The organism is Oleiharenicola sp. Vm1, assembly GCF_047777955.1.
Taxonomy (GTDB): Bacteria; Verrucomicrobiota; Verrucomicrobiia; order Opitutales; family Opitutaceae; genus Didemnitutus.
On record NZ_CP180537.1, the window covers coordinates 1,317,794 to 1,333,004 of the forward strand.

The 15,211-nt window shown below is 71.5% G+C and carries 15 protein-coding genes, 1 tRNA gene and 1 pseudogene; 10 read left to right on the forward strand and 7 right to left on the reverse strand.

What is annotated here, in order from left to right:
- Positions 1–43 precede the first annotated feature (43 nt).
- Positions 44–1,294: a transporter substrate-binding domain-containing protein gene (locus ACMYLB_RS06810; protein WP_415910192.1), complete on the forward strand. Its 1,251-nt coding sequence runs from the start codon at positions 44–46 to the stop codon at positions 1,292–1,294.
- Positions 1,294–2,433, forward strand: coding sequence for an ATP-binding protein (locus ACMYLB_RS06815; RefSeq protein ID WP_415911046.1), 1,140 nt, complete (start codon positions 1,294–1,296; stop codon positions 2,431–2,433). Before ACMYLB_RS06810 ends, ACMYLB_RS06815 begins: the two co-directional genes overlap by 1 nt.
- Before the next feature lie 22 nt (positions 2,434–2,455).
- On the opposite strand, the gene ACMYLB_RS06820 is transcribed toward ACMYLB_RS06815, so the two are convergent.
- Positions 2,456–3,613 carry an iron-containing alcohol dehydrogenase gene (locus tag ACMYLB_RS06820; protein ID WP_415910193.1) on the reverse strand — a complete coding sequence of 386 codons (1,158 nt, stop codon included), beginning with the start codon at positions 3,611–3,613 and terminating at the stop codon, positions 2,456–2,458.
- A 115-nt stretch (positions 3,614–3,728) separates the two neighbouring features.
- On the opposite strand from ACMYLB_RS06820, the gene ACMYLB_RS06825 reads away from it, so the two are divergent.
- Positions 3,729–4,211: a chloride channel protein gene (locus ACMYLB_RS06825; protein ID WP_415910194.1), complete on the forward strand. Its 483-nt coding sequence runs from the start codon at positions 3,729–3,731 to the stop codon at positions 4,209–4,211.
- The gene (locus ACMYLB_RS06830; protein ID WP_415910195.1) at positions 4,211–5,059 is read left to right on the forward strand and encodes a chloride channel protein; all 849 of its coding nucleotides are present in this window, start codon (positions 4,211–4,213) and stop codon (positions 5,057–5,059) included. The genes ACMYLB_RS06825 and ACMYLB_RS06830 overlap by 1 nt, the downstream gene beginning before the upstream one ends.
- Before the next feature lie 4 nt (positions 5,060–5,063).
- Here the strand turns inward: ACMYLB_RS06830 and ACMYLB_RS06835 are convergent, their stop codons facing one another.
- Complete coding sequence (locus tag ACMYLB_RS06835) at positions 5,064–5,450, reverse strand: DUF4260 domain-containing protein (RefSeq protein WP_415910196.1); 387 nt, start codon at positions 5,448–5,450, stop codon at positions 5,064–5,066.
- 42 nt (positions 5,451–5,492) lie between these two features.
- Positions 5,493–5,983, reverse strand: a pseudogene (locus ACMYLB_RS06840) (YchJ family protein).
- Positions 5,984–6,096: 113 nt separating this feature from the next.
- Here ACMYLB_RS06840 and ACMYLB_RS06845 point away from each other — a divergent pair.
- From ACMYLB_RS06845 to ACMYLB_RS06870, 6 genes are all read left to right on the forward strand, one after another.
- A complete protein-coding gene (locus ACMYLB_RS06845) occupies positions 6,097–7,014 on the forward strand; it encodes a phosphatidylserine decarboxylase (protein ID WP_415910197.1) in 918 nt (305 codons plus the stop codon).
- A gap of 6 nt (positions 7,015–7,020) precedes the next feature.
- The gene (locus tag ACMYLB_RS06850) at positions 7,021–8,577 is read left to right on the forward strand and encodes an amidase (RefSeq protein ID WP_415910198.1); all 1,557 of its coding nucleotides are present in this window, start codon (positions 7,021–7,023) and stop codon (positions 8,575–8,577) included.
- 70 nt (positions 8,578–8,647) lie between these two features.
- Positions 8,648–8,728 (forward strand) — tRNA-Leu (locus ACMYLB_RS06855).
- A gap of 120 nt (positions 8,729–8,848) precedes the next feature.
- Positions 8,849–10,081 carry an MFS transporter gene (locus ACMYLB_RS06860; protein ID WP_415910199.1) on the forward strand — a complete coding sequence of 411 codons (1,233 nt, stop codon included), beginning with the start codon at positions 8,849–8,851 and terminating at the stop codon, positions 10,079–10,081.
- Between the two features lie 109 nt (positions 10,082–10,190).
- Positions 10,191–11,075, forward strand: coding sequence for a hypothetical protein (locus tag ACMYLB_RS06865; RefSeq protein ID WP_415910200.1), 885 nt, complete (start codon positions 10,191–10,193; stop codon positions 11,073–11,075).
- Positions 11,015–11,554 (forward strand): TolB family protein, encoded by a 540-nt coding sequence (locus ACMYLB_RS06870; RefSeq protein WP_415910201.1) that lies wholly within the window; start codon positions 11,015–11,017, stop codon positions 11,552–11,554. The genes ACMYLB_RS06865 and ACMYLB_RS06870 overlap by 61 nt, the downstream gene beginning before the upstream one ends.
- A 25-nt stretch (positions 11,555–11,579) precedes the next feature.
- Here ACMYLB_RS06870 and ACMYLB_RS06875 read toward each other — a convergent pair whose 3' ends face one another.
- The 4 genes from ACMYLB_RS06875 to ACMYLB_RS06890 all read right to left on the reverse strand — a co-directional run bounded on the left by ACMYLB_RS06875 (position 11,580) and on the right by ACMYLB_RS06890 (position 15,164).
- Positions 11,580–13,448, reverse strand: coding sequence for an ATP-binding protein (locus tag ACMYLB_RS06875; protein WP_415910202.1), 1,869 nt, complete (start codon positions 13,446–13,448; stop codon positions 11,580–11,582).
- Complete coding sequence (locus ACMYLB_RS06880) at positions 13,415–14,149, reverse strand: transporter substrate-binding domain-containing protein (RefSeq protein WP_415911047.1); 735 nt, start codon at positions 14,147–14,149, stop codon at positions 13,415–13,417. Before ACMYLB_RS06880 ends, ACMYLB_RS06875 begins: the two co-directional genes overlap by 34 nt.
- The gene (locus tag ACMYLB_RS06885; protein WP_415910203.1) at positions 14,146–14,466 is read right to left on the reverse strand and encodes a hypothetical protein; all 321 of its coding nucleotides are present in this window, start codon (positions 14,464–14,466) and stop codon (positions 14,146–14,148) included. Before ACMYLB_RS06885 ends, ACMYLB_RS06880 begins: the two co-directional genes overlap by 4 nt.
- 260 nt (positions 14,467–14,726) lie before the next feature.
- Positions 14,727–15,164: a hypothetical protein gene (locus tag ACMYLB_RS06890; protein ID WP_415910204.1), complete on the reverse strand. Its 438-nt coding sequence runs from the start codon at positions 15,162–15,164 to the stop codon at positions 14,727–14,729.
- Positions 15,165–15,211 lie beyond the last annotated feature (47 nt).

The window sequence follows — 15,211 nt, forward strand, 5'->3', positions numbered from 1 at the left end:
GTGCCGGATTGAAATCGGCGCGTTCCCCCGCTTGTCTGGCTCCGTGCCCCCTGTGCGGAGAATTGCCTGGCTGGCGCTGTTTTTGTCGGCCTGCCTCGGCGCGCGCGCCGACATCGCCGTGGTGCCGCCCGCGAAGCGCGTCGGCATGCTGGAAGACAATTACCCGTTTTCGTTCCGCGCGGCCGACGGCACGATGCAGGGCTTCGCGGTCGAGCTGACGCAGGCCATCGAGCAGGTCATGGGCCTGCGCTTCGAGCGCGTCACCGGCCCGACGCGCGAGGTGCACGCCAAGTTCGCCGCGCGCGAGCTCGACTTCCTGCAATCCTACGCGCGTTTCCCGGAGCGCGAGCACGACGTCGATTTTTCCGTGCCTTACGTGACGATGACCGGCGCGCTTTTCGTGCGCGAGGGCGACCGGCGCCTCCAGTCGCTGGAGGATTGTCGCGGCCGGCGCGTGGCCGTGCATCACGGCAGCCTCGGCGAGACGATCCTGCGCCGCGCGCAGCTCGAGGGCTCGATCTACCGCGTCGACTCCGTCGAGAAGTCCCTGCTGGCCGTGGCGCACGGCGAGGCCGACGCGACGCTGGTCAGCCGTCTCAGCGGCCTGGCGCTCGCGCACCACCTCGGGCTGAAGAACCTGCGGGTGCTCGAGGGCGAAGTGCCCGGTTACGAGGTGCGGTATTGCTATGCGGTGCAGGCGGGCGACCGCGAGCTGCTCGCGAAGCTCAACGAGGGCCTGGCCATCCTCGTGCGCACCGGGCGCTTCGAGGAGATCTACCGCAAGTGGTTCGGGCATCTCGAGCCCGCGGGCTACACCGCGCTCGAGGTGACGATGGCGGTGGCGGTCGGGCTCGTGATCGCGCTGCTCGTGGCGCTGTGGGCGGTGTGGCGGCTGCGTCGGCTGCAGGCGCGGCTGGTGCGGCAGTCGGAGGAGATCCGCGCGGTCTTCGACGGAGCGCACGACGGGTTGCTGGTGCTCGATCCGGCCGGGGCGGGGATTTCCGGCTGCGGCGCATCAACCCCGCCGGCGTGCGCCTGCTCGGCCTGGCGGAGCCCCCGGCGGCGGGCGCGCCGCTCGCGTCGCTGCTCGGGCGCGAGACGGATTTCGCCAACCGGCTGGCGGCGGCGATCGCGCCCGGGGGCGGGCGCAGCTTCGAATACGAGAAGGCCGATGCCGCCGGGTGGTGGCGCGTCACGGTCGGGCCGCTCGGCCGCTCCGTGCTGGTCTCGCTGGGCGACATCAGCGAGCAGGTGCGCGCCCGCCAGCAGCTGCAGCAGCAGGAGCAGCGCCTGATGCAGGCGCAGAAGCTCGAGGCGATCGGCACGCTGGCCGGCGGCATCGCCCACGATTTCAACAACGTGCTCACCGCCATCCTCGGACACACGGAGCTCAGCCTCCTCTCGCTGCCGGAATCGCGGCCGGAGACGGAGTCGCTCCAGCACGTGATGCGGGCGGGCCGCCGCGCCCGGCAGCTCGTGCAGCAGATCCTGGCGTTCTCGCGCCGCGCCGAGCCGTCGCGCCAGGCGGTCGAGGTCGTGCCGTTGCTCCGGGAGACCACGGAACTCCTGCGGGTGCTCGGGCGCGGCGCCGTGGCCTTCGAATTGCGGGCGGCGGAGGGGATCCCGCCGGTCTTCGCCGACCCGGCGCAGGCGCACCAGGTGTTCCTGAACATCGGCACGAACGCGGTGCAGGCGCTCCGCGGCGTCGGCGGGCAGGTGAGCTTCCTCGTCGACACCGTCGACGTCACCGCGACCAACGGCCTCGCCGCCGTGCCGCTGGCGCCCGGCCGCTACGTGCGCGTCGGCATCCAGGACGACGGTCCCGGCATGTCGGCGGAGGTCGTGGCGCGCGTCTTCGAGCCGTTCTTCACCACGAAGGCGCCCGGGGAGGGCACGGGCCTCGGCCTGTCGGTCGTGCACGGCATCGTGCAGCAGCACGGCGGCGCGGTCACGGTCTACAGCCAGCCGGGCCGCGGCACGCTCTTCCACGTCTACCTGCCGGCGGCGACGAGCGACCTGCGCACGGGTCCCGCCACGCCGTCCGCGCTGCCGCGCGGCCGCGGGCAGGAGATCCTGGTGGTGGACGACGACGAGGTCGTGTTGAGCACCGGGCGCGAGATCCTCGCGCAGCTCGGCTACCGTCCGTGCGCCTTCGAGCGCGCGGACGCCGCGCTGGCGGAGTTCGAGGCCCGCCCGGCGGATTTCGCGGCGGTTTTCACCGACCTGACGATGCCGGGCATGAGCGGCCTGCAACTGACGGCGCGGATCAAGGCCCTGCAACCGGCGCAGCCGGTGCTGCTCGCCAGCGGCTTCTTCACCGAGACCGAGGAGCAGGAGGCCGTGAAGCTGCGCGTCACGCGCCTCGTGCCGAAGCCGTTCTCGGTGGCGAGCCTCGCGGAAGCGGTCGCCGCCTGCGTGGCGAAGCGCGGGTGAGCGCGGGCCCGTTCCGGGTGCCTCAGGCGGCGGCGCGGAGGATCTGCTCGACCTTGGCCGGCGTGATCAGGCCGCGGTCGCCGAAGGCGGTCAGGCCGCGGGCGGCGAGACGGCGCGCCACCTCGGCGGCGGTCGCGGCGGGCACCTGGTAGTCGGCGAGGCGGGTCTTGATGCCGAGCGATTCGTAGAACGCGCGGGTCCGGGCGATCGCGGCGTCGATGCGCGCGTCCTCGCTGCCGTCGCGGAGGTCCCAGACGCGTTCGGCGTATTGGAGGAGCTTGGCGCGCTTGGCCGTGCGCTCGACCTGGAGCAGCGACGGCAGCACGACGGCGAGGGTGCGGGCGTGATCGATGCCGTGCAGCGCGGTGAGCTCGTGGCCGATGACGTGCGTGGCCCAGTCCTGGGGCACGCCGACGGAGATCCAGCCGTTGAGCGCGGTGGTCGCGGCCCAGACGAAATTGGCGCGCGTGTCGTAGTCGGTGGGATGAGCCAGCGTGCGGGGCGCGATCTCGACGAGGGTGCGCAGGATGCCCTCGGCGAAACGGTCCTGCACCGCGGCGTGCGCGGGGAAGGTCAGGTATTGCTCGATGACGTGGCAGAAGGCGTCGCCGATGCCGTTGGCGACCTGGCGCGCGGGCAGCGAGAACGTCGTCTCCGGGTCGAGCACGGAGAATTTCGGGAAGACGTGCGGCGAGATGAACGCGAGCTTCTCCTGGATCGAGCGGCGCGAGATGACGGCGGCGCCGTTGGCCTCGGAGCCGGTCGCGGGCAGGGTGAGGACGGCGCCGATGGGCAGCGCGGCGGTCACGCGCGCGGCGCGTTCGGTGAGGATGGTCCACGGGTCGTGGGGGTAAAGCGCGGCGGCGGCGACGAACTTCGCGCCGTCGAGCACCGAGCCGCCGCCGACGGGCAGGATCCAGTCGAGCTTCTCCGCCTGCACCAGCGCCACGGCGCGCATGAGCGTGTCGTAGTCCGGGTTGGCCTCGACGCCCCAGAATTCCTTCACGACGCGGGTGCCGAGTGCCTGCATCACCTGCGCGTGGACGCCGTTCTCCTTGATGCTGCCGCCGCCGGCGAGGAGGAGCACGCGGGCCTGGGCGGGGAGCTCGGTGGCGAGGGCGGCGATCTGGCCGCGGCCGAAAAGGATGCGGGTGGGGTTCTGGTAGGCGAAATTTTCCATGTCGCCGAGCTTAGGCGGGAGTGCCGGCGATGCAAACGGGGAACGGGTCAAACCGTTGACAGGGTGCGACACTGAAGCCGCTTGAAACGCCGCGCGCCGCGGGCTCAATGGGGCGATGCAATCCACGCTCGACGACAGCTCGGGACTGAGTGCCGGGGAGGTGAAGCGCCGCCACATCGTCGGCAAGGCCGTGCTGGTAGGCGTGATCGCCGGCGTGCTGGCGTCGGCGTTCCGGGTGGCGCTGGAGCGCGGCGAGCACCTGCGCGCGCTCGCCGTCGCGCGGGCGGGGTCGTGGGGCCTGCCGGTCTCGATCGCCCTGAGCATGGCGGCGGGGGCGCTCGGGGTCTGGCTGGTGCGGCGGTTCGCGCCGCACGCGGCGGGCAGCGGCATCCCGCAGCTGAAGTCGATCCTGCTCCGCGAGTCGGCGCCGGAATGGCGGCGGTTGCTGCCGGTGAAATTCTTCGGCGGGCTGCTGACGACCGGCGGCGGGTTCGCGCTCGGGCGCGAGGGCCCGACGGTCCAGATGGGCAGCGGCGTGGGGCACATGGTGTCCGAGGTGTTCAAGGTGCGCGAGGGCGAGGGGAGCGCCGCGCGCTGATGAGCGCGGGGGCGGGCGCGGGCCTGGGCGCGGCGTTCAACGCCCCGCTGTCGGGCGTGGTCTTCGTGCTGGAGGAGCTGCACGGCAACTTCACCCCGGTGATGTTCGTGGCGGCGTTCCTCGCCTCGGTGTCGGGCGACGTGGTGGCGCGCCTGCTGACGAACGAGCTGCCGGTGTTTCACCTGACCGGCATGATCGCCCCCGGCGTGGCCACGGTGCCGTGGGCCGCGCTGCTCGGCGTGCTTGCGGGGGCGGGCGGCGTGTTCTTCAACCGGGCGCTGCTCCTGACGCTCGATTTCCGCGACCGCGCGGTGCGCTGGCCCGGGTGGGCGCTCGGCGGCGCGGTGGGCGCTATCGTGGGCCTGGCGGCGTGGCTGGTGCCGGGCCTGGCCGGTTCGGGCGGCCCGCTGGTGCAGAGCGCGCTGGCGGGGCAGATCGCGCTGGGGGCGCTGCCGCTGTTCATCGTGGCGCGGTTCTGCCTGACCATGGTGAGCTACTGCTCGGGCGCGGCCGGCGGCATCTTCGCGCCGCTGCTGGGCCTCGGGGCGCTGGGCGGACTGCTCTTCGGCGCGGGCGTGCACGCGCTGGTGCCGCACGGCGCGGCGGAGCTGACGCCGGCGGTGTTTTGCGTGCTCGGCATGGGCGCGATGTTCACCGCGATCGTGCGCGCGCCGCTGACCGGCATCGTGCTGATGATCGAGCTGACCGGCGTCTACGGCTTCATGCTGCCGCTGCTGGTGGCGTGCCTGACCGCCTACGGCGTCGCCGAGGTGCTGGGCAACACGCCGATCTACGAGGCGCTGCGCCTGCGCAGCCGGCCGGCGGTCCCGGCGGCGGCCGCGGGTTGAGCGCTCAGCGATCGCGCCCGATCCGGCCGAGGTGGGTGAAGCGGAAGCCCGCGGGCGACTTCAGCCCGTAGCCGAGCGCGCGGTCGAAGCCGATGTGCGCCGCGGCGATCAGTCCGGCGGCGAGCAGGGCGGCCGCGGCCGGGCCGTCCCGCGGCGCGAGCAATCCGGCAGCGACCAGAAGGCCGGCGCCCGCGTAGGAATGCGCGAGGTTGTAGCTCCAGGCGCCGGCGCGCGGGCCGGCGAGGTAGCCGAGCAGGGACAGGTCCGGTGCCAGGAAGAACACGGCGAACCAGAGCCACGGCAGATCAAAATGCCGGTAGAGCAGCGCCGCCAGCAGCAGCACGGTGAGCCCTTCGAGGCGGAGCCAGACGCGCGCGAACGAGGTGTCCATGCGCGCAAGCCAGCAGAACGGCGCGCGGCCGTCAGCGGCAAATCACGCCGCGGCGCCGCAGCACTTCTTGTATTTCTTGCCGCTGCCGCAGGGGCAGGGTCGTTGCGGCCGACCTTGGGCTGCTCGCGGCGGTAGGTCGTGCCCGGGCCGTTGACCTGGCCGGTGTAGACCCAGCGGCCCTCCTCGCGGCCGAAGAGCGCGATCTCGAAATGCTCGTGCTCCTCGCCCTCAAGCTTGAACTTGGCGGTGAACTCGACGGCGCCGATCGTGTCGTCCGCGCCGCCCTGCTCGGTGCGCGAGATGGTCAGGCCGAGCCACTCGGACTGCTCGGACCATTTCTTCGCCGCGGCGGCATCGAAGGTCTTGCGCTGGTCGGCGCTGAGCGAGCGCTCGAGGTGGGCGAGGTCGTGCTTCACGTGCGCGGTGTAGCGCGAGCGCATCAGCGCCTCCGCGGTGGGCGCGGGCGCGCCGGCGAGGATCGGGCCGCAGCAGGCGTCGAAGTTCAGACCGGAACCACAAGGGCAGAGACTCATGCCGGGAGGTTCCCGCGGGCCGCGGGCCTTTGGCAACTTCCAAAAGCCGCCGGGCCGGCGGCTGGCACTTTCTTCCTTTGCCTCGCGGCCCGATTGGGTGAACGTGGCGGCGCATGCCGTCGCCGTCGTCCGAGCCCATCCGCTACTTCCACCGCGAAAAACGCGTCGTCGAGACCGAGACGGTCTACGGCGAGGACTGGCTGCGCTGGACCTACGAGAGCGCGCTCGGCCGCGCCTCGCTCCACGCCCTCGTGCGCCGCGCCTGGCTCTCGCGCTACTACGGCTGGCGCATGTCGCGCGGCGACAGCGTCCGGCGCATCCTGCCCTTCATCGTCGACTATCAGCTCAACGTCGACGAGTTCGCGAAGAGCCCGTTCGTCTTCAAGTCGTTCAACGAGTTCTTCTACCGCGCACTGAAGGAAGGCGCGCGCCCGATCGCGGCGCCGGCGGACGACCGGGTCGCCGTGCTCCCGGCGGACGGACGCCACCTGGCGTTTCAAAACGTCGACGGCGCGGCCGGTTTCTACGCCAAGGGCCAGCGCTTCGACCTCGCGTCGTTCCTCGGCGACGCCGAGCTGGCGCGCGCGTTCGCCGGCGGCGCGATGCTGATCTCGCGGCTCTGCCCGGTCGACTACCACCGCTTCCACTTCCCGGTCGCCGGCACGCCCGCAGCGGCGCGCCTGATCAACGGCTGGCTCTACTCCGTCTCGCCGATCGCGCTGCGCCGCAACCTCGGCTACCTCTGGGAAAACAAGCGCATGGTCACGCTCGTCGACTCACCGGTGTTCGGCCGCGTCGCCGTCTGCGAGATCGGCGCCACGATGGTGGGCACGATCTTCCAGTCCTACGTGCCGGACCGCGCGGTGAAGAAGGGCGACGAGAAGGGCCTGTTCCGCTTCGGCGGCTCGTGCGTCGTGACGCTCTTCGAGCCGGGACGGATCACGCTCGACCGCGACCTCGTCGAGCAAAGCGCGAACCAGCTCGAGGTCTACGCCCGCATGGGCGAGCGACTCGGCGTCGCGGCCCGCTGATCCCCCATGAAAGGCCTTCTGCTCGTCCTCCTCGCCTCGGCCACCGTGCTGCGAGCCGAATTTCGCTGGGCGGAAAAATCCCTCGCCGAGCTCCAGGCGGAGATGACCGCCGGCCGCGTGACCGCCGAGCAGCTGACGCAGGACTACCTCGCGCGCATCGCCGCGCTCGACCGCGCCGGTCCGCAGCTGCACGCCGTGCTCGAGGTCAATCCCGACGCGCTCGCCCTCGCCCGCGCCCTCGACGCCGAGCGTCGCGCCGGCCGGGTCCGCGGGCCGCTGCACGGCATCCCCATTTTGGTGAAGGACAACCTCGACACGGCCGACGCCCTGCAGACGACCGCCGGCTCGCTCGCGCTCGTCGGGCAGAAAGTCCCGCGCGACGCGCAGGTGGTCGCCCGGTTGCGCGCCGCCGGTGCGGTGCTGCTCGGCAAGGCGAACATGACCGAGTGGGCGAACTTCCGCGGCAGCAACTCCAGCAGCGGCTGGAGCGCGCGCGGCGGCCAGACGCGCAACCCCTACGCGCTCGACCGCAATCCCTCCGGCTCCAGCTCCGGCTCGGCCGTCGCGGTCTCGGCCAATCTGTGCGCCGCCGCCATCGGCACGGAGACGAACGGTTCGATCGTCTCTCCCGCCTCGGCCAACGGCGTCGTCGGTTTCAAGCCCACCGTCGGGCTCGTCAGCCGCAGCGGCATCATCCCGATCGCGGCGTCGCAGGACACCGCCGGGCCGCTGACGCGCACCGTGGCCGACGCCGCGCTCGTGCTCGCCGCCATTGCCGGCGCCGACGAGCGCGACGCGGCGACGCAGGCGATCCCGGCCGGCCTGCTGACGCAACTCGCCGCGCCCTTGCCGGCCCAGGCGCTGCGCGGGGCGCGCCTTGGCGTCGTGCGCGGGCCGTTCGGGCTGCCCGGCCGGCTCGACCCCGCGCTCGACCGCCTGGTGGCGCAGCTGCGCGCGGCCGGCGCCGACGTGACGGACGAAGTCAAGATCGCGTCGCTGGGAAAATTCGGCGGCGCGACCTACGAGGTGCTTTCCTACGAGTTCAAGGACGGCCTGAACCGCTACCTGGCCGAGCCCGGCCGCCAGACCCCGATGAAGTCGCTCGCGGACCTGATCGCCTTCAACGAGGCCCACGCCGCGGAGGAGATGGCGTTCTTCGGCCAGCAGGATTTTCTTGCCGCGCGGCAGCGCGGTCCGCTGACCGAGCAAGCGTATCGCGACGCGCTCGCGACCTGCCGCCGCCTCGCGCGCACGGAGGGACTCGACGCGGCGTTCGATGCCGGGAAGTTCGACGCGCTGGTCATGCTCACGCGCGGGCCGGCGGCGCTGACGGACCACGTGCTCGGCGAGGGCAGCGCCGGCAGCAGCTCGACACTGGCCGCGGTGGCCGGTTATCCGAGCGTGACCGTGCCGGCGACGGAGATGGCCGGCCTGCCGGTCGGCGTGTCGTTCGTCGGTCGCGCCTGGAGCGACGCGCGGCTGCTGGCACTCGCGGCGGATTTCGAGGCGCACACCCGCGCGCGCCGCGCCCCGGAGTTCCGGCCGACGGCCGCCGTGCCCTGAGCGCGGGGAGGAAACGGCTCTTGCGTTTCCCCACCCAAAATCCGAAATCCCGGAGCGAAAATCCGATCACGCTCGGGTGATGGAATGGCAGACATGCGGGTCTTAGAAGCCCGTGACGCAAGTCGTGTGGGTTCGAGTCCCACCCCGAGCAAATTTCGAGGGCCGGAAACGGAGCGCGGCGGCGGGGCGGGCTAATGATTCCGCGGAGCCGGGCTGCTAGAACAGGCGCGTTTCTTGACTCGGAGGCCGAGGTCGCGGCTAGTGGGCGCGCATGAGTCCACGCCCGACCCGCGCCGCTGCCGGCGTGTCCAGCCCGCCCGACGCCCACGCGACGGTGATGAACATCCTGTTCGCGCTGAGCCTCGCGCACCTGCTGAACGACACGTTCCAGGCCATGCTGCCGGCGATCTACCCGCTGCTGAAGAGCTCGTATCACCTGACGTTCACGCAGATCGGGCTCATCACGCTGACCTACCAGCTGACCGGCTCGCTGCTGCAGCCGGTGGTGGGTTACTACACGGACCGCCGGCCGCAGCCGTATTCGCTGCCGGTGGGCATGGGGTTCACGCTCGGCGGCATGGCGCTGCTGTCGCAGGCGCACACGTTTCCGCTCATGGCGCTGGCGGCGGGGCTGATGGGCGTGGGCTCGTCGGTGTTCCACCCGGAGGCCTCGCGCGTGGCGCGCATGGCGTCGGGCGGGCGGCACGGTTTCGCGCAGTCGCTGTTCCAGGTCGGCGGCAACTTCGGCACCTCGCTCGGGCCGTTGCTGGCCGCGGCGATCATCATCCCGCGCGGGCAGGCGCACATCCTGTGGTTCACGCTGCTCGCGCTCGGCGGCATCTTCCTGCTCACCCGGATCGGCGCGTGGTATCAGGCGAACCTCCACCGGCTGCGGCTGAAGGCGGCGGCGCACGGCGACTTCGTGCCGGTGCGCCTGAGCCGGGGCAAGGTCGCGTGGGCGCTGACGGTGCTCGTGGCGCTGATCTTCTCGAAATATTTCTACCTGATCAGCCTGACGAACTACTACACGTTCTACCTCATCGGGAAATTCGGCGTCTCGGTGCAGGCGTCGCAGGTCTACCTGTTCGTGTTCCTGTTCGCGGTGGCGGCGGGCACGATCATCGGCGGCCCGGTAGGCGACCGCATCGGGCGGAAGCGCGTGATCTGGATCTCGATCCTCGGCGTGGCGCCGTTCTCGCTCGTGCTGCCGCACGTCGGGCTCGCGGGCACGATCGCCCTGACGGTCGTCATCGGGCTGATCCTGGCCTCGGCGTTCTCGGCCATCCTCGTCTACGCGCAGGAACTCGTGCCGGGCAACGTGGGCCTGGTGGCCGGGCTGTTCTTCGGCCTGGCGTTCGGCGCGGCCGGCATCGGCTCGGCGCTGCTCGGGCGGCTGGCGGACCACACCAGCATCGCGACGGTGTTCGACGTCGCGGCGTGGTTCCCGCTCATCGGCCTGCTGACCGCCTTCCTGCCGGAGGTCGAGGTGCGCCGGAAGGCCTAGGGCGGGCGCGCGGCCGCGGGATTTCGTGAGGCGGACAGTCCGCCGGCGCCGCTTTGCGATGGCGCCGGGCGGCGCGGTGCGGACAATCGCCGGCGACCCCGCTTACCCCATGAAGACTCGCACCTGCTTGTTGCTGGCGCTCGCGACGCTGTTCGGCGTCGCGCAGGCGAAAATCGGCGATCGTTTTCCGTCGGAGAAGAAAGTCGTGATCGATCCGGTCACGGGCGTGCCGCTGACGTTCCTGACCAGCACGCCCGCGGGCGACTCGAAGATCTACCCGACCCACCGGCAGTGGACGGCCGACGGCAAGTGGGTCGTCTTCCGCTCGAATCGCGTGCGCGGCGAGGCGATGGCGGTGAACGAGGAGAGCGGTGTCATCGTCCAGGTCACCGAGGGCGGCTACATCGGCATGCTCTGCCTCGCGTCGCACGCGATGAAGATGTATTTCTTCCGTCCCGAGGGCGGCCTGCCGGCGCCCGCCGCGCCCCGCACCGGCGCCGAGGCGCGCCCGGGGGCGCCCCGGCCGTCGCAGCTCGTCGAGGTGGACCTCGGAAAGTTGTTTGCCGACAGCGAGGCCGGGCGCGTGACGCGGGCGGCGGACTACGAACGCGTGTGCGGCACGATCCCGCTCGACTGGGGCGCGGGCGGCGACCTCGCGATCGATGCCGACGAGCAGGCGGCGTATTTCCGGGTGGCGAAGGAGGAGGCGGCCAAGCACCTGCCGGCGGACGCGAAGATCGAGGCGAATTTCGGTCCGCGCCACCTGGGCGCGGGTCCGACCGGGCTCGGCCGCATGGACCTGAAGACCGGTGCGCTTGGGTTCATCGTCGCGGTGCCGTTCCAGATCGGTCACGTGCAGACGAATCCCTGGGTGCCGGGCGAGATCGTCTTCTGCTGGGAAACCGGCGGCAAATCCCGCAGCGCACGTGGACGGTGCGCGCCGACGGCACGGGCCTGCGGCCGCTGTTCCCCGAGGCGCCGTGGGACTGGGTGACGCACGAGGCCGTGATCTCGAAGGACGAGGTGGCGCTGGCCATCCTCGGTCATCGCGCGCCGGGCACGAACGACGCGTGGGGACCGTGCGGCACGCGCGAGCACCCGACCGGGCTCGCGATCGTGAACCTCCGCACCCGTGAGATGCGCATCGCCGGCCAGACCAAGCGCGGCAGCGGTCTCTGGCATGTGCACGGCTCGCCCGACGGGCGCTGGGCCGTCGGCGACGATTTCGGACGCAACCTCTACCTGATCGATCGCACCAACGACGAGATGATCCTCCTCTCCGCCGGCCACAAGGCCACGGCGGCCGACCACGTGCACCCGACGTTCAGCCCCGACGGCACGCGCATCGAAATCCAGTCCGCCATGCTCTCGGCCGACGGACGCTCGATGAACATCTGCATCGTGCCCGTGCCCGCGGCGCTGCGGCAGCGGACCTACCCGAAGCCGGCGCCGATCGGGCAGGAAAACCCCTGACGGCGGCGCGAGCGCCGGCCGGGCGTCACGAGGAAGCGAGCAGGCGGCGAACCGCGGCCTGCAGCGCGCCGATGTCGAAGGGCTTGGCGAGGCACGGCGAGCGCGTCTCGCCGGCGGGCAGCAGGTGCCGGCCGTAGCCGGTGGCGTAGATCACGCGCAGGTCGGGCTTGTCCTGGCGGAGGCGGTTGGCGAGCTCGCGGCCGTCGAGCGAGCCGGGCATGACGATGTCGGTCAGGAGCAGGTCGATCCGGTCGCGGTGCTGCTGCCAGAGCGCGAGCGCTTCGTCGCCGTTGGCGGCGGCGAGCACGCGATAGCCGTCGTGCTCGAGGCAGAGCTGGACCAGTTCGCGCACGGGCGGCTCGTCCTCCGCGAGGAGGATCGTGGCGGGTGAACGTTCTCCCGCCGTCGCGGCGGCCGCGGGCAAGGTTGCGGTGGCCGGGATCGGGGCGGAGCCGGCGGCGGGGAGGTAGACGTCGAACGTCGTGCCGACGCCGACGGTGCTGCTGACCTCGATCCAGCCCTGGTGTTGCTGGACGATGCCGTAGACCGTGGCGAGGCCGAGTCCGGTGCCGCGCCCGACCTCCTTGGTGGTGAAGAAGGGCTCGAAGAGGCGCGCGAGGTGCGCGGGCGCGATGCCGGTGCCGGTGTCGCGGACGGTGATGACGACGAAGCGCCCGGCGCGGGCGCCAGCGGGGCGGCGCTCGAGTCCGGCCGCGTCGACCTCCGCCGTGCGTGTGGCCAGCGTGAGCGTGCCGGACTTCGGCATGGCATCGCGGGCGTTCACGGAGAGGTTGAGCACGATCTGCTCGAGCATGCTGGGGTCGGCGCGGACGACCGGCAGGGCCGGGTCGCAGTGCAGCTCGATCGCGATCTGCTCGCCGAGCAGGCGCGCGAGCAGCTGCTGCATGGCGCGGAGCGTGTCGTTCACGTCGAGCAGGGTGGGCTGCATCGCCTGCTGGCGGCTGAAGGTGAGGAGCTGGCGCGTGAGCGCGGCGCCGCGGCGGGCGACGTCCTCGATTTGCTGGAGGGGGTTGCGCAGGTCGGACGGCAGGCGCGGCTCGCGGAGCAGGATCTGAGCGTGGCCGAGCACGACGGTAAGCAGGTTGTTGAAGTCGTGGGCGACGCCGCCGGCGAGCTGGCCGACAGCCTCCATTTTCTGGGACTGGCGGAGCTTCTGCTCCATGCGAATGCGGTCGGTGAGATCCTCGAAGACCGCGAGCGTCTTGTCGCCGATAATGCTGGTGACGACGAGCACGAGGCGTTCCGAGCCGTCGGCGCAGGCGATGGCGACCTCGGTGCTGTGGGCGGACTCCCCGCTGGCGGCGAGCTGGGCGACGCCCGCGCGCCAGCGGGCGGCGACCTCGCGGCGCTTGGCGGCGTCGGGGTAGGCGCGGCGGAACCAGTCGTCGAGCGTCGGGATGTCGCTCCGCTGGTAGCCGAAGAGGGCCGTGAACTTGCGATTCACGAACTCGACGCGGTTGCGCTCGTCGGTCCAGGCGGCGGCGATCGGCAGGTCCTCGAGGAGGCGGCGGAACTGCTGTTCGCTGGCCGCCAGCTCGCGCGTGCGCCGGGCGACCTGGCGGCGGAGCAGGTAGGTCCACGTGACGAACGCGACGAGCAGCGCGCTCAGGCCGGCGATGCCGCGCCAGACCCAGGCGGGCACCTGCCAGCGCGGCTTGGCCGGATCCTCGCCGGTCCAGCGGGCGAAGACGCGCAGGCGCTGCTCGGTCGGCACGCGGGCCAGGCCGCGGGCGAGGATGTCGCGCAGGCGCTCGTCGCCGCGGCGCACGGCGAAATGCTGGGGCACGGTGAACACGATCTCGGGCAGCGGCCGGAGATTGGTGAAGCCCTGCTCGGCGATCACGAAGGCGCCGACGGGCAGCGTCTCGAGCATCGCGTCGATCTCGCCGAGGAAAGCTGGCGGAAGCCCTCGGCGGTGTTGGCCACGGGCACCGCGACGACTTCGGGGTGGTGCTGGAGCAGCCAGGCGTGGGCGCCCGCGCTGCGCACGACGCCGACGCGCCGGCCGGCAAGCTCGGCGAAACCGGTCTTCCACGGCGAGGCGGCGGTGACGTAGAGGACGTTCGGCACCGAGAGGTAGGCCTCGGTGAAGGAGAGGAAGGCCTCGCGTTCCGGCGTGCGCGTCAGGGTGCCGAGCAGGTCGACCTCGCCCCGGCGCACGCCCTCGAGCACGGCGTCCCAGGTCGGATAGTGCACGGCCTCGATCTTCACGTTCAGCTCGGCGGCGACGAGGTCGAGGATCTCCGGGGTGATGCCGGCGACACGGCCGTCCGCGCGAAAGAACTCGAACGGCGGAAACGCCGGGTCGGGCGCGTAGCGCAGCGCGCCGCGCTGTTGGAGGAAGCGCCGTTCCTCCGGCGTGAGCGGATCCGGCGCCGCGGCGAGACGGGGAAGGTCAACCAGACTGCGCCGACCAGGAAGATAAACCGAAGCATCGCGACGCGGGGCATCACCGGCGGACTGTGACGCGCGGGTTGTCCGCGGTCGAGCAAATGCCCGGGAGTCGCGCCCGGGCGCGCACCGCCGCCCTCCGGCCGTGCACCCGGCCGGAGGGGCGAGGGCGCCTCCGCTCAGGCGGCGGAGGCGCGGGCGAACATCCGGAGGATGACCTCGCCGCCGGGCAGTTGGGCGAAGAAGGCGTCGCGCCGCTGTCGGGCCTCGTGGAGATTCGAGGTCTTGAGCGAGGCGCGGATGCGCTGCTTCGTGAACGGATCCGGGAAAAGGGTGTAGTGGATGAACCACGTCCCGTTGTTGTTGAACAGGTGGTGATTCGGCCCGCCCGAGTTCGCCTGCGGGCGAGTCGAGAGGCGGGGGAAACCCGCCTGCGCGCGCGGAGCGGCCGGCTGGGCTTCAGCGTTCAGGGTAACGACGGGAGCGGTGGCGGTGTTCATGGGAGAAAAACAAAAAGGCCGCCCGGGATCGGGCGGCCTGTGATTTGGAAAGGGGATTTAGGGTTGAGACTAAATTGGCTGTTACAGGGCGCCCGGGAGTGTTCGCGTAATAGCTTTCGACGTGGCATACCACGGCGTAAGGTTCAGCGAGACTTTGACGGAGACCTGAATCATTTAAGGTGCACGAGGACTACGGGAGCGGCGCGGCACGTCAACACCGGGTTTCCGGCTATGACAGGAAGCCGAAGGCGCGGTGCCGCTCAGGCGTGGAGCGGCCAGCCCTCGGCGGCGGCGCGCAGGGCGGCGACGCGCCGGACGAGCGGATGGCCAAGCTCTTCGGCGGTGAGCTTTTCGAAACGCCGGCGGCCGAGGCGGCGGTCGGCCAGCGCCAGGGCGCGCACCAGCGGCTCGGGGGAGGCCAGCAGTTCGACGAACGGGGTGCGCAGGTGATCGTGCAGGGCGCCCAGCAGGTCCCGCGCGCTGTCGTAGAACTCGGCGTTGGGATCGAACGGGGCCGCGAGTTTCTCCCACGACGGCATGTCGGCGCGGCTGAAAAGCTCCTCCTTGTCCCATGTCAGCCAGGCGCGGCCGTCGCCTTCAGTGAGGTTACGGTAGACGGTGTAGTGGATCTGCAGCCGGCCGCCGAGAGCGGGGGCGAACTGTTCCTCCAGGCGGTGTTTGAGCTGGCTCCATTGCATGCGGGGAAGGGTGGACAAGGAAGACGCGCCAGCGGATGCGTTCTTAG